This is a genomic window from Methylotenera oryzisoli (assembly GCF_004661485.1).
GTDB classification, from domain to species: Bacteria; Pseudomonadota; Gammaproteobacteria; order Burkholderiales; family Methylophilaceae; genus Methylotenera; species Methylotenera oryzisoli.
Window position 1 is genome coordinate 112,167 of the sequence record NZ_PQVH01000009.1, and the last position, 11,298, is coordinate 123,464.

Sequence of the window (11,298 nt, forward strand, 5' to 3'; positions counted from 1 at the left end):
CCCTACTGATTCACTTGCTTCAAAAAAGCCGATGATTTTAACAGGAAAACCATTTTTTATCAAATAGCTAATCTTCTGATCAATCAAATTATTGACCAACTTAAATTAATATGCAGCCTAAGCCTTTATTAATTTGGGTTAAATGAAGTTAATCAATTAACCTTGACGTTGTTTATGACGTGGATCTGTGCAGATAATGCGCACAACGCCACGACGACGAACAACTTTACAATTACGGCATAAAGCCTTTACTGATGCACGAACTCTCATATTTCACTCCAATACAACTAAACTGTATGCTTACAACGTTTATGATTTATTTTGCGCGGAACGTAATGCGCGCGCGAGATAAATCATAAGGCGTCATCTCAACGGTGACTTTATCACCAGGTAAAATACGAATATAGTGCATACGCATTTTTCCTGAAATATAGCCTAAAACAACATGACCATTTTCTAACTTAACTCTGAAAGTAGCATTGGGGAGATTTTCTAAAATCTCACCTTGCATTTCAATTCTATCTTCCTTAGCCATCTTGCAATTACTTAACGCTAGGTGCGTTACCTTTAAAATTAGCTTTTCTAAGCAATCCCTCGTATTGATGAGACATCAAATGAGACTGCACCTGTGTCATAAAGTCCATAGTAACAACGACAATAATCAACAAAGAAGTACCGCCAAAGTAGAAAGGCGTATTAAATTTCAAAATCAAAAACTCAGGTAACAAACATACCAATGTAATATAAGCAGCGCCAACCAAAGTCAAACGACCCATAATACGATCAATATATTTCGCTGTCTGATCACCAGGTCTAATTCCTGGAACAAAAGCACCACTCTTCTTCAAGTTGTCAGCTGTATCCTTAGGATTAAACTGCAATGCTGTATAAAAGAAGCAGAAGAAGAAAATTGCAGCAGCAAATAACAGGATATAAATAGGCTGCCCTGGTGATAATGCAGCAGCTACGTCCTTCAGCCAGAAAGTGCTCTCGCTACTACCAAACCAACCCGCCAAAGTAGCTGGGAATAGAATGATACTAGAAGCAAAAATTGGAGGAATTACACCAGCCATATTCAACTTCATTGGTAGGTGTGTAGTTTGTCCACCATACACTTTATTACCTACCTGGCGCTTAGCGTAGTTAACTGTAATCTTTCTTTGGCCACGCTCAACGAACACTACTAAAGCAGTGACTAACACTGTTGCCACTAGCAAGAAGAATGCTAGTGGAATACTAAACGCACCAGTATTCACCATTTCAGCAGTAGAACCAATTGCGTGTGGCAAACCAGCAACGATACCGGCAAAAATAATGATAGAGATACCATTACCAATACCACGCTCCGTAATTTGCTCACCAAGCCACATCAAGAACATCGTACCTGACACTAGTGTAATCACCGCTGTCAGTCTAAATGCCATACCTGGATCAAATACTAAATTAGGCTGACCTTCTAACATAATCGCAATACCTAGGGCTTGGAACATTGCCAGCACCACAGTACCGTATCGTGTGTATTTGGTGATTGCTCTACGACCTGCTTCACCTTCTTTTTTCAACTGCTCTAGTCTTGGTGACACAGCCGTCATCAACTGCATGATAATAGATGCAGAGATGTACGGCATGATACCTAAGGCAAACACAGTGAATCTAGACAAAGCGCCACCTGAGAACATGTTAAACATGCCTAAGATACCGCCGCTTTGTGAAGCAAATAGCTTAGCCAGCTCGTCAGGATTAATCCCTGGAACTGGAATATGAGCACCTAAGCGATAAACAATTAACGCACCTAAGACAAACAACAGGCGACTTTTAAGTTCGCCCATTTTTGCCGCTGTTTTTAAAATGCCTTCTTGTGCCAAGATATATACTCTTAAGCAGCTTCTAAAACTTTACCGCCAGCTGCTTCAACTGCAGCGCGAGCGCCTTTAGTCAATAGCAAACCTTGGATATTGTACTTAGCAGTTACATCACCAGACAAAAAGATCTTAGCGTTAGTTACTGTACCAGAAACGATATTTGCCGCTTTCAAAGCCAACAAGTCAATCACTTCATTAGGAATCAAAGCAAGTTCGCTAGTACGAACGTGCGCTGTATTCGCTTTAGTTAATGATTTAAAGCCACGTTTTGGTAGACGACGTTGAATAGGCATTTGACCGCCTTCGAAGCCAACTTTATGAAAACCACCAGTACGTGATTTTTGACCTTTATGACCACGACCAGCTGTTTTACCTAAACCAGAACCAATACCACGACCAACACGGCGACGTTCTTTTTTCGAGCCTTCTGCAGGCTTAATCGTATTTAATTGCATTATCCCTCTACCTTTAATAGATAGCCAACGGTATTGATCATACCGCGAATTGCCGGAGTATCTTGTAATTCAACTGTATGGTGCATACGGCGTAAACCTAAACCTCTAACGGTAGCTTTATGCGCCTCAATACGACCAATAACACTTTTAACAAGAGTTACTTTAATGCCTGATGCATCTTTTTTTGCTTTAGCCATAATTAGCCTCTAATTTCTTCAACTGATTTACCGCGTTTAGCTGCGATTTCCGCTGGTGTATTCATTGACTCTAAACCGTTCAATGTAGCGCGAACTAAGTTGTAAGGATTGGTTGAACCAATACATTTTGCTACAACGTTAGTCACACCCATTACTTCAAAAATAGCGCGCATTGCACCACCGGCGATAATACCAGTACCTTCAGAAGCTGGTTGAATAAACACTTTAGCAGCACCGTGAACACCTGTAACTGCATGATGTAAAGTACCGTTTGTTAAATTGATTTTTAACATACCGCGGCGCGCTTCATCCATTGCTTTTTGTACCGCAACTGGAACTTCACGTGCTTTACCTTTACCCATACCTACAGCACCGTCACCATCACCTACCACTGTAAGTGCGGCAAAACTCATAATACGACCACCTTTAACCGTTTTACTTACACGATTAACTGCAATCATTTTTTCGCGCAAACCATCAGTCTGCTGCTGTTGCTGTTCAATTTCTTTTGCCATCATTAACCTCTTTAGCAATCAGACCAATTAGAAGGACAAGCCGTTTTCACGTGCGGCATCAGCCAACGCTTTAATACGACCATGATATTTGTAACCAGAACGATCAAAAGCAACAGTAGTTACACCAGCCTTGATCGCTTTTTCAGCAATTAATTTACCAATTGCCGTAGCAGCTTCAACGTTGCCACCATTTTTGATGTTTTTGCGAACTTCAGCTTCTACTGTAGAAGCGCTAACGATCACCTTATCACCAGAACCGGCAATAATTTGCGCATAAATGTGCGTATTAGTACGATGCACACTCAAACGAGTAACTTTTAGCTCTGCAATTTTGGCACGGGTTTTACGTGCACGACGCAAGCGATTATTTACGTTGTTCATTTTTTAAGCCTTATTTCTTTTTGGTTTCTTTAATTACAACAACTTCATCCGCATAACGAACACCTTTGCCTTTATATGGCTCTGGAGCACGGTAAGCGCGAATCTGTGCCGCAACTTGACCAATAACCTGTTTATCCACACCAGTTAAGATAACTTCAGTTGGTGTAGGTGTAGCAACAGTAACGCCTTCTGGCATTTTGTGGTTGATCGGATGTGAATAGCCTAATTCCAAATTCAACATAGCGCCTTGTGCAGCAGCTTTGTAACCAACACCAACTAGTGTCAATTTACGTGTAAAGCCTTCTGAAACACCTTTAACCATGTTAGCAACTAAAGCACGTAATGTACCTGACATTGCTTGAGAATGCTGAGCGTCGTTAGCCGCTTCGAAAGTGATCGTTTCACCTTCGCGTTTTAGCAAAACCGCACCAGTCAAAGACTGTGACAATTTACCTAATGGACCACTAACATTAATTGCGTCAGCGCTAAGTACAACTTCAACTTTAGCAGGAATAGCTACTGGATTTTTAGCAACACGTGACATTTGCTTCTCCTTAAGCCACTACGCACAGCACTTCACCACCGATACCGGCAGCTTGAGCTTTACGATCTGTCATTACACCCTTAGATGTAGACATAATTGTCACACCAAGGCCATTCATTACTTTAGGAATCTCTTGGCTTCCTTTGTACACACGTAAACCAGGCTTACTGATACGCTGAATTCGCTCAATAACTGGACGACCTGCGTAATATTTAAGACTAATGTTTAACGTTGCTTTATTACCTTCTGTTTGCACAGCAAAGTCTTCGATATAGCCTTCATCTTTAAGAACGCTAGCGATAGCTGACTTAACATTAGAAGAAGGCATAGTTACAACCGCTTTATTGACCATCTGCGCATTACGAATACGCGTCAACATATCGGCAATTGGATCACTCATACTCATAGATCTATTCCCCTATTACCAGCTAGCTTTGGTGACGCCTGGCACTTGGCCACTCATCATTAAATCACGCAACTTGCTACGTGCAATACCAAACTTACTAAACACACCACGTGGGCGACCAGTTAAAGCACAACGGTTACGTAGACGCACTGGGCTTGAGTTACGTGGAAGCGCTTGGAATTTCATACGCGCTTCAAAACGGCTTTCAGCAGTAGCATTAACATCGTTCATTGCAGCTTCAAGTGCCGCACGTTTTGCAGCAAATTTACTTACAGTTGCGCGGCGTTTGATTTCGCGCTCTGTCATACAGGTTTTAGCCATATCTTAACCTCTGAAAGGGAAACTGAATGCAGCAAGTAATGCTTTTGCTTCTTCATCAGTTTTCGCAGTAGTAGTAATAGTGATATTCATCCCACGAATCGCATCGATTTTATCGTATTCAATTTCAGGGAAAATTATCTGCTCTTTAACGCCCATGTTATAGTTTCCACGGCCATCAAAAGACTTAGCAGAAATACCACGGAAGTCACGGATACGAGGAATAGCCACTGTTACTAAGCGATCCAAAAACTCGTACATGCGCTCACGGCGCAAAGTAACTTTACATCCAACAGGATAATCATCACGAATCTTAAATGAAGCCACCGATTTCTTAGCTTTGGTTACGATTGCTTTTTGACCAGCAATTTTCTCCATATCACCAACAGCATGCTCCATCACTTTCTTATCAGCAACAGCCTCACCAACACCCATATTAAGTGTGATTTTTTCGATGCGAGGCACTTGCATCACAGAAGTGTAACCAAATTGCTCAGTCAATGACTTAACAACTGAGTCTTTATAATATTGTTTTAAACGCGCCATTATTCTTCCTATGCGTCAACTGCTTCGCCATTAGATTTGAATACGCGAATTTTGCGACCATCTTCTAATGTCTTAAAGCCTACGCGATCACCTTTTTGTGTCGCACTGTTAAATAAAGCAACGTTTGAGATGTCAACTGGCATCTCTTTAGCAATAATGCCACCAGCGATACCCTTCATCGGGTTAGGTTTTGCATGTTTCTTAACTAGGTTAAGACCCTCTACAACAACATGACCTGAATCAAGAATACTTAACACTGTACCTTGCTTGCCTTTATCTTTACCTGTATTCAGGATGACTTGATCACCCTTGCGAATTTTATTCATGTGAGCTCCTACAAAACTTCTGGCGCTAATGAAACGATTTTCATGAATTTTTCTGAACGTAATTCACGAGTCACTGGCCCAAAAATACGTGTGCCAATCGGTTCGAGCTTGTTATTTAACAACACAGCTGCATTACCGTCGAACTTAACCAAAGAGCCGTCTGGACGACGAACACCTTTAGCAGTACGCACAACAACCGCACTGTACACTTCGCCTTTTTTAACGCGACCACGAGGCGCAGCATCTTTAATGCTCACCTTAATGATATCGCCAATACCAGCGTAACGACGTTTAGAACCACCTAACACCTTGATGCATTGCACAGAGCGCGCACCAGTGTTGTCGGCAACTTCTAGCCGAGATTGCATTTGAATCATGAGAGTAATCTCCAACTTAATCCGTAAAAACCAACACCGGCCATTTATAGTTAAAAACTATGTAGGCCGACAGACCACGGTCAGTATTGGGGCGAGAGCTTTGTGACTTAATAAAAGTCGCTCGCCGAAAAACAAAACATTATATACAGCAAAAAACATTTGCGCAATTACTTTTAACGGTAATTGCGCAATTAAACTACTTAGGCCTGTTTAACAACCCAAGTTTTAGTTTTTGATAATGGACGACTTTCAACGATAGTCACCACATCACCTTCTTTACAACTGTTTGTTTCATCATGTGCGTGAAATTTCTTAGACTGACGAACCACTTTACCAATCAAAGGATGTTTAACTTTACGCTCAACCAAAACAGTAACAGTTTTGTCCATCTTGTCGCTGACTACACGGCCAGTAAGACTACGCACTACTTTTGTTGTATCGGTCATATTATGCCTGCTTTGCTTTCTCAGCTAACACAGTCTTAACACGCGCTACATCTTTGCGTACTTTACCTAGCTGATCTACTTTATTTAATTGCTGAGTAGCCAATTGCATACGTAGTGAGAATTGCGCACGACGCAATTCAATCAACTCTGCATTTAGCTCTTCAACGCTTTTTGCTCTTAAATCGGTTGCTTTCATATTAGCTTCCTTGTCCTTAACTACCAAGTTGGCGTGTCATGAATGTCGTTTCGATTGGTAGCTTAGCAGCAGCCAAACGGAACGCTTCACGCGCTAGCTCTTCGCTAACACCGTCCATCTCGTATAACATTTTACCTGGTTGGATTTGAGCTACGTAGTACTCAGTACTACCTTTACCGTTACCCATACGTACTTCTGCAGGTTTTTTAGAAATTGGTTGGTCTGGGAAAATACGAATCCATACACGACCACCACGTTTAATGTGACGAGTCATTACACGACGTGCTGCTTCAATTTGACGTGCTGTCAAACGGCCACGGCCAATCGCTTTTAAACCAAAATCACCAAAACTTACTTTATTACCCGTAGTTGCAATGCCTTTATTACGGCCTTTTTGCATCTTACGGTATTTTTGTCTAGACGGTTGTAGCATCTTTAGCCCTCGCCTTTCTTACTCTTTTTTCAGGTTCTGCAGCTGGTGCTACAGCAGCTTGCGCAGCTTGAGCATTACCTGCAAAAATCTCACCTTTGAATACCCAAACTTTGATACCAATGATGCCGTATGTTGTTGAAGCTTCAGCTACACCGTAATCAATGTCAGCACGCAATGTATGTAATGGCACACGACCTTCACGGTACCATTCAGTACGTGCGATTTCGATACCATTCAAACGACCTGAACTCATGATTTTGATGCCTTGTGCACCTAAGCGCATTGCATTTTGCATAGCACGCTTCATAGCACGACGGAACATCACACGTTTTTCAAGTTGTTGCGCAATTGATTGTGCAATCAAAGTAGCATCAAGCTCTGGCTTACGAACTTCTTCAATGTTCAAATGAACTGGAACGCCCATCAAACCTTGTAAAGAAGCACGCAATGACTCAATGTCTTCACCTTTTTTACCGATAACAACGCCTGGGCGTGCACTGTAAATAGTGATTTTTGCATTTTTAGCTGGGCGCTCAATCATAATACGACTAACTGCAGCACTTGCTAGTTTCTTATTCAAAAACTCACGCACTTTGATGTCGCTTTGCAACATCGCAGGGAAGTTCTTACTATTGGCATACCAACGTGAGGCCCAGTTCTTTTGAACGCTCAGACGGAAACCAATTGGATTAATTTTCTGACCCATGATTATCCCTTAGTTACCGACAGTCACATGAATGTGACAGGTTGGTTTAGTAATACGACCCGCACGACCTTTTGCACGTGGACGAATACGTTTAAGCACAATGCCTTTATCAACATAAATTGAAGTAACTTTCAATTCGTCGATATCAGCCCCATTGTTATGTTCAGCGTTAGCGATTGCAGACTCAACTACTTTCTTGATGATCTCAGCACCTTTTTTAGGTGTGAAGTTCAAGATGTTAAGTGCGTGATCTACTTTCTTGCCACGAACAAGGTCTGCCACCAATCTAGCTTTTTGCGGAGAGAGATGCACACCTTTTAATATTGCAGATACTTGCATAATTCAGCTCCTACTTCTTAGCTTTCTTGTCGGCTGCATGCCCTTTGAATGTACGTGTTAACGCAAACTCACCAAGCTTGTGACCTACCATGTTTTCAGAAATCAACACTGGAATGTGTTGCTTACCATTATGAATTGCAATAGTAAGACCGATAAAATCTGGGAAAATTGTAGAACGACGTGACCAAGTTTTAATTGGTTTACGATCGCGAGTTGCCGCAGCAACTTCTACTTTTTTCGCCAAATGACCATCAATAAATGGACCTTTTTTGAGTGAACGTGCCATATGATTACCTTACATTCCTTGGACGACGACTAACGCGCATATTATCCGTACGTTTGCTGCTACGTGTACGGTAACCCTTAGTTTTAACACCCCATGGGCTCACTGGATTCATACCAGCAGCTGTTTTACCTTCACCACCACCGTGAGGGTGATCAACCGGGTTCATCACCACACCGCGAACGGTTGGGCGAACACCACGCCAGCGCATTGCACCAGCTTTACCAATTGAACGTAGTGAATGTTCTTCATTACCCACCTCACCTAAAGTTGCTTTGCAATCCACGTGTACGCGGCGAACTTCACCTGAACGTAAACGTAATTGAGCGTAACTGCCCTCACGTGCTAACAACTGTACTGAAGTACCAGCTGAACGCGCTAATTGAGCACCTTTACCAGGTTGCAACTCGATACAATGGATCGTGCTACCAACTGGAATGTTACGCAATGGCATTGCATTACCTACTTTAATAGGTGCATCTGAACCACTGATTAATTGCGCACCTGCAGCAATGCCGCGTGGTGCAATAATATAACGACGCTCACCATCAGCATAACAAAGCAAAGCAATGTGTGCTGTACGATTTGGATCATATTCAATATGCTCCACTTTCGCTGGAATGCCATCTTTATTACGACGGAAGTCGATTAAACGGTAATGCTGCTTATGACCACCACCTTGATGACGCGTTGTAATATGACCGTTGTTATTACGGCCTGCGTTTTTGCTTTGACTCTCCAACAGCGGTGCGTGTGGTTTACCTTTGTAAAGGTCTGGTGTTACAACCTTAAGTACGCCACGACGACCCGGGGAGGTTGGTTTGACTTTAACTAATGCCATCTCTTCTCTCCTTATTCGCCCGCTGCGAAGTTAATTTCTTGGCCTGGCTTCAAGCTTACATAAGCTTTTTTCCAGTCTTTACGCTTGCCCATATTTTTGCCAGCGCGTTTAGTTTTACCGCCAACATTAATAACAGCAACACTAGCCACTTCAACTTTAAAAACAAGCTCAACCGCTGCCTTGATTTCTGGTTTAGTAGCATCAGTACGCACTTTAAATGCGATTTGCTGATGTTTGTCAGCAATGTAAGTTGCTTTCTCAGTAATTTGCGGAGCTAAAATTACTTGCAACAAACGATCTTGAGTTTTAGTAATAGCGCTCATCATGCTAACATCTCCTCAAGCTTCTTCACTGCACCCTCAGTAGCAACTACATTAGGAAAGCGAACCAAACTAACAGGGTCAGCAAATTGAGCTTCAACCACCATTACATTAGTTAAGTTACGTGAAGATAAATATAAGTTTTCATTAAAGCTATCAGTTAGCACTAATACGCCACCTGCATAACCCATGCCTTTGATTTTTTCTGCCAATGCCTTGGTTTTAGGCGTATCAACAGAAAACTCTTCAACTACGCTTAAACGGTCTTGACGAACTAATTCTGACAAGATTGTTTGCATACCAGCGCGGTAAGCCTTACGGTTTACTTTGTGGCTGAAGTTTTCGTTAGGTGAATTAGGGAATGCACGACCACCTCCACGCCAGATAGGGCTTGAGCTCATACCTGAACGAGCGTTACCTGTACCTTTTTGTGCATAAGGTTTATGTGTCGTATGCGCCACTGTATCACGGCCTTTTTGAGCGCGTGTAGCAGTACGAGCATTTGCCATGTAACCAACAACAACTTGATGAACCAAGGCTTCGTTAAATTCGCGACCAAATGTACCTTCAGATACAGTCACGCCTTTTTTAGCTGGCTTACCATTTTTATCGATTAGTTTAAGTTCCATTATTTAGCCCCTCCCTGCGCTTTAGTCGCTTTAGCTTTAATGGCTGGACGTACAACAACATCACCACCTTTAGAGCCAGGGATAGCACCTTTAATTAACAATAGGTTGCGCTCAACATCTACACGAACAATTTCCAAGTTCTGTGTAGTCACTTTAACAGCACCCAAATGGCCAGGCATACGCTTACCTGGGAAAACGCGACCAGGATCTTGCGCCATACCGATAGAACCAGGTACGTTATGTGAACGTGAGTTACCATGAGAAGCACGGTTAGAACTAAAGTGATGGCGTTTAATCGCGCCAGCAAAGCCCTTACCTAAAGATGTGCCAGTAACGTCAACTTTTTGACCCGCTTGGAAAATATCAACAGTGATATTTGCACCAGGCGTGTAATTAGCTAAAACGTCGTCACCGACTGAGAATTCATGAATACCAGCACCTGCAGCAGAACCTGACTTGGCATAATGCCCAGTCAATGCTTTGTTGATACGACTGGCACGACGTGTACCGTAAGCTACTTGAAGGCCAGTATAGCCATCGCTTGCGGTCGTCTTGATCTGTGTCACGCGGTTAGGTACAACTTCCAACACGGTTACTGGAACGCTTGCGCCATCCTCAGTAAACACGCGGGTCATACCCACTTTGCGACCAATAAGCCCTAAGCTCATGATCGTTTCCTTATATTTTAGTTAAAAAGTCGATTACAATTGACCGACTTCTGTGAAAGAGGCCGGATTATACCGAACCTCAGTTTTTTTTACAACTAGATTTTACTACTTAAGTTTTTTACAACTTAATTTCAACATCCACACCAGCAGGCAAATCTAATTTCATTAATGCATCTACTGTTTTATCAGTAGGATCCACAATGTCCATTAAACGTTGATGGGTGCGAATTTCGAATTGGTCACGTGAAGTTTTGTTTACGTGTGGTGAGCGTAAAATATCAAAACGCTCGATACGTGTTGGCAATGGCACTGGACCCTTAACAACAGCGCCAGTACGTTTGGCAGTTTCTACGATTTCTTGAGCTGACTGATCAATCAAACGATAATCAAATGCTTTAAGACGGATACGGATTTTTTGGTTTGTCATTTTACTGCCTTTCAAAAGAGCGAAACGGCAGGGTTCACCCTGCCGTTTGATTTAACTACAAAAATTACTCGATAATCTTAGCT

General features: G+C 42.2%; 24 protein-coding genes. All 24 read right to left on the bottom strand.

Annotation, left to right across the window (positions count from 1 at the left end; all coding sequences use genetic code 11):
* Positions 1-156: 156 nt before the first annotated feature.
* The gene (gene rpmJ, locus C3Y98_RS08005; protein ID WP_013147060.1) at positions 157-270 is read right to left on the bottom strand and encodes a 50S ribosomal protein L36; all 114 of its coding nucleotides are present in this window, start codon (positions 268-270) and stop codon (positions 157-159) included.
* Positions 271-316: 46 nt separating this feature from the next.
* On the bottom strand, positions 317-535 hold the full coding sequence (gene infA, locus C3Y98_RS08010; protein ID WP_015831316.1) for a translation initiation factor IF-1: 219 nt from the start codon (positions 533-535) through the stop codon (positions 317-319).
* 7 nt (positions 536-542) lie between these two features.
* On the bottom strand, positions 543-1,829 hold the full coding sequence (secY, locus tag C3Y98_RS08015; RefSeq protein WP_414684502.1) for a preprotein translocase subunit SecY: 1,287 nt from the start codon (positions 1,827-1,829) through the stop codon (positions 543-545).
* Between the two features lie 47 nt (positions 1,830-1,876).
* A complete protein-coding gene (rplO, locus tag C3Y98_RS08020) occupies positions 1,877-2,317 on the bottom strand; it encodes a 50S ribosomal protein L15 (protein ID WP_135277989.1) in 441 nt (146 codons plus the stop codon).
* Entirely contained in the window at positions 2,317-2,514 is a 198-nt protein-coding gene (rpmD, locus tag C3Y98_RS08025; protein WP_019899741.1) for a 50S ribosomal protein L30, read from the bottom strand. The genes rplO and rpmD overlap by 1 nt, the downstream gene beginning before the upstream one ends.
* Before the next feature lie 2 nt (positions 2,515-2,516).
* On the bottom strand, positions 2,517-3,029 hold the full coding sequence (gene rpsE, locus C3Y98_RS08030; protein ID WP_015831312.1) for a 30S ribosomal protein S5: 513 nt from the start codon (positions 3,027-3,029) through the stop codon (positions 2,517-2,519).
* 27 nt (positions 3,030-3,056) lie between these two features.
* Positions 3,057-3,410, bottom strand: a complete 354-nt coding sequence (gene rplR, locus C3Y98_RS08035; protein ID WP_135277991.1) for a 50S ribosomal protein L18 — start codon at positions 3,408-3,410, stop codon at positions 3,057-3,059.
* A 10-nt stretch (positions 3,411-3,420) separates the two neighbouring features.
* Complete coding sequence (rplF, locus tag C3Y98_RS08040) at positions 3,421-3,954, bottom strand: 50S ribosomal protein L6 (protein ID WP_135277993.1); 534 nt, start codon at positions 3,952-3,954, stop codon at positions 3,421-3,423.
* A 10-nt stretch (positions 3,955-3,964) separates the two neighbouring features.
* Positions 3,965-4,360, bottom strand: coding sequence for a 30S ribosomal protein S8 (gene rpsH, locus C3Y98_RS08045; protein WP_019899743.1), 396 nt, complete (start codon positions 4,358-4,360; stop codon positions 3,965-3,967).
* Between the two features lie 15 nt (positions 4,361-4,375).
* Positions 4,376-4,681 (bottom strand): 30S ribosomal protein S14, encoded by a 306-nt coding sequence (gene rpsN, locus C3Y98_RS08050; RefSeq protein ID WP_015831308.1) that lies wholly within the window; start codon positions 4,679-4,681, stop codon positions 4,376-4,378.
* A gap of 3 nt (positions 4,682-4,684) precedes the next feature.
* Positions 4,685-5,224 (bottom strand): 50S ribosomal protein L5, encoded by a 540-nt coding sequence (rplE, locus tag C3Y98_RS08055; protein WP_015831307.1) that lies wholly within the window; start codon positions 5,222-5,224, stop codon positions 4,685-4,687.
* 8 nt (positions 5,225-5,232) lie between these two features.
* Positions 5,233-5,550, bottom strand: a complete 318-nt coding sequence (rplX, locus tag C3Y98_RS08060; RefSeq protein ID WP_019899747.1) for a 50S ribosomal protein L24 — start codon at positions 5,548-5,550, stop codon at positions 5,233-5,235.
* An 8-nt stretch (positions 5,551-5,558) separates the two neighbouring features.
* Positions 5,559-5,927: a 50S ribosomal protein L14 gene (gene rplN, locus C3Y98_RS08065; RefSeq protein WP_015831305.1), complete on the bottom strand. Its 369-nt coding sequence runs from the start codon at positions 5,925-5,927 to the stop codon at positions 5,559-5,561.
* Positions 5,928-6,127: 200 nt separating this feature from the next.
* Positions 6,128-6,373 (bottom strand): 30S ribosomal protein S17, encoded by a 246-nt coding sequence (gene rpsQ, locus C3Y98_RS08070; protein ID WP_135277995.1) that lies wholly within the window; start codon positions 6,371-6,373, stop codon positions 6,128-6,130.
* 1 nt (position 6,374) lies between these two features.
* On the bottom strand, positions 6,375-6,569 hold the full coding sequence (rpmC, locus tag C3Y98_RS08075) for a 50S ribosomal protein L29 (RefSeq protein WP_135277997.1): 195 nt from the start codon (positions 6,567-6,569) through the stop codon (positions 6,375-6,377).
* A 16-nt stretch (positions 6,570-6,585) separates the two neighbouring features.
* A complete protein-coding gene (gene rplP, locus C3Y98_RS08080) occupies positions 6,586-7,002 on the bottom strand; it encodes a 50S ribosomal protein L16 (RefSeq protein ID WP_019899750.1) in 417 nt (138 codons plus the stop codon).
* The gene (rpsC, locus tag C3Y98_RS08085) at positions 6,986-7,708 is read right to left on the bottom strand and encodes a 30S ribosomal protein S3 (RefSeq protein WP_019899751.1); all 723 of its coding nucleotides are present in this window, start codon (positions 7,706-7,708) and stop codon (positions 6,986-6,988) included. The genes rplP and rpsC overlap by 17 nt, the downstream gene beginning before the upstream one ends.
* Before the next feature lie 9 nt (positions 7,709-7,717).
* On the bottom strand, positions 7,718-8,047 hold the full coding sequence (gene rplV, locus C3Y98_RS08090) for a 50S ribosomal protein L22 (RefSeq protein WP_013147044.1): 330 nt from the start codon (positions 8,045-8,047) through the stop codon (positions 7,718-7,720).
* A gap of 10 nt (positions 8,048-8,057) precedes the next feature.
* Positions 8,058-8,333, bottom strand: a complete 276-nt coding sequence (gene rpsS / locus C3Y98_RS08095; RefSeq protein WP_015831300.1) for a 30S ribosomal protein S19 — start codon at positions 8,331-8,333, stop codon at positions 8,058-8,060.
* A gap of 4 nt (positions 8,334-8,337) precedes the next feature.
* Positions 8,338-9,171: a 50S ribosomal protein L2 gene (gene rplB, locus C3Y98_RS08100; protein WP_015831299.1), complete on the bottom strand. Its 834-nt coding sequence runs from the start codon at positions 9,169-9,171 to the stop codon at positions 8,338-8,340.
* A gap of 11 nt (positions 9,172-9,182) precedes the next feature.
* A complete protein-coding gene (gene rplW, locus C3Y98_RS08105) occupies positions 9,183-9,497 on the bottom strand; it encodes a 50S ribosomal protein L23 (RefSeq protein WP_019899752.1) in 315 nt (104 codons plus the stop codon).
* The gene (gene rplD / locus C3Y98_RS08110; RefSeq protein ID WP_135277999.1) at positions 9,494-10,120 is read right to left on the bottom strand and encodes a 50S ribosomal protein L4; all 627 of its coding nucleotides are present in this window, start codon (positions 10,118-10,120) and stop codon (positions 9,494-9,496) included. Before rplD ends, rplW begins: the two co-directional genes overlap by 4 nt.
* Positions 10,120-10,788: a 50S ribosomal protein L3 gene (gene rplC / locus C3Y98_RS08115; protein WP_135278001.1), complete on the bottom strand. Its 669-nt coding sequence runs from the start codon at positions 10,786-10,788 to the stop codon at positions 10,120-10,122. Before rplC ends, rplD begins: the two co-directional genes overlap by 1 nt.
* Before the next feature lie 118 nt (positions 10,789-10,906).
* Entirely contained in the window at positions 10,907-11,215 is a 309-nt protein-coding gene (gene rpsJ / locus C3Y98_RS08120; RefSeq protein WP_015831295.1) for a 30S ribosomal protein S10, read from the bottom strand.
* Positions 11,216-11,298 lie beyond the last annotated feature (83 nt).

Bases quoted from the DNA above. Each gene is read 5' to 3' on its own strand.
- rpmJ (WP_013147060.1), bottom strand. From the start codon at position 270: ATGAGAGTTCGTGCATCAGTAAAGGCTTTATGCCGTAATTGTAAAGTT.
- infA (WP_015831316.1), bottom strand. From the start codon at position 535: ATGGCTAAGGAAGATAGAATTGAAATGCAAGGTGAGATTTTAGAAAAT.
- secY (WP_414684502.1), bottom strand. From the start codon at position 1,829: ATGGGCGAACTTAAAAGTCGCCTGTTGTTTGTCTTAGGTGCGTTAATT.
- rplO (WP_135277989.1), bottom strand. From the start codon at position 2,317: ATGCAATTAAATACGATTAAGCCTGCAGAAGGCTCGAAAAAAGAACGT.
- rpmD (WP_019899741.1), bottom strand. From the start codon at position 2,514: ATGGCTAAAGCAAAAAAAGATGCATCAGGCATTAAAGTAACTCTTGTT.
- rpsE (WP_015831312.1), bottom strand. From the start codon at position 3,029: ATGGCAAAAGAAATTGAACAGCAACAGCAGCAGACTGATGGTTTGCGC.
- rplR (WP_135277991.1), bottom strand. From the start codon at position 3,410: ATGAACAACGTAAATAATCGCTTGCGTCGTGCACGTAAAACCCGTGCC.
- rplF (WP_135277993.1), bottom strand. From the start codon at position 3,954: ATGTCACGTGTTGCTAAAAATCCAGTAGCTATTCCTGCTAAAGTTGAA.
- rpsH (WP_019899743.1), bottom strand. From the start codon at position 4,360: ATGAGTATGAGTGATCCAATTGCCGATATGTTGACGCGTATTCGTAAT.
- rpsN (WP_015831308.1), bottom strand. From the start codon at position 4,681: ATGGCTAAAACCTGTATGACAGAGCGCGAAATCAAACGCCGCGCAACT.
- rplE (WP_015831307.1), bottom strand. From the start codon at position 5,224: ATGGCGCGTTTAAAACAATATTATAAAGACTCAGTTGTTAAGTCATTG.
- rplX (WP_019899747.1), bottom strand. From the start codon at position 5,550: ATGAATAAAATTCGCAAGGGTGATCAAGTCATCCTGAATACAGGTAAA.
- rplN (WP_015831305.1), bottom strand. From the start codon at position 5,927: ATGATTCAAATGCAATCTCGGCTAGAAGTTGCCGACAACACTGGTGCG.
- rpsQ (WP_135277995.1), bottom strand. From the start codon at position 6,373: ATGACCGATACAACAAAAGTAGTGCGTAGTCTTACTGGCCGTGTAGTC.
- rpmC (WP_135277997.1), bottom strand. From the start codon at position 6,569: ATGAAAGCAACCGATTTAAGAGCAAAAAGCGTTGAAGAGCTAAATGCA.
- rplP (WP_019899750.1), bottom strand. From the start codon at position 7,002: ATGCTACAACCGTCTAGACAAAAATACCGTAAGATGCAAAAAGGCCGT.
- rpsC (WP_019899751.1), bottom strand. From the start codon at position 7,708: ATGGGTCAGAAAATTAATCCAATTGGTTTCCGTCTGAGCGTTCAAAAG.
- rplV (WP_013147044.1), bottom strand. From the start codon at position 8,047: ATGCAAGTATCTGCAATATTAAAAGGTGTGCATCTCTCTCCGCAAAAA.
- rpsS (WP_015831300.1), bottom strand. From the start codon at position 8,333: ATGGCACGTTCACTCAAAAAAGGTCCATTTATTGATGGTCATTTGGCG.
- rplB (WP_015831299.1), bottom strand. From the start codon at position 9,171: ATGGCATTAGTTAAAGTCAAACCAACCTCCCCGGGTCGTCGTGGCGTA.
- rplW (WP_019899752.1), bottom strand. From the start codon at position 9,497: ATGATGAGCGCTATTACTAAAACTCAAGATCGTTTGTTGCAAGTAATT.
- rplD (WP_135277999.1), bottom strand. From the start codon at position 10,120: ATGGAACTTAAACTAATCGATAAAAATGGTAAGCCAGCTAAAAAAGGC.
- rplC (WP_135278001.1), bottom strand. From the start codon at position 10,788: ATGAGCTTAGGGCTTATTGGTCGCAAAGTGGGTATGACCCGCGTGTTT.
- rpsJ (WP_015831295.1), bottom strand. From the start codon at position 11,215: ATGACAAACCAAAAAATCCGTATCCGTCTTAAAGCATTTGATTATCGT.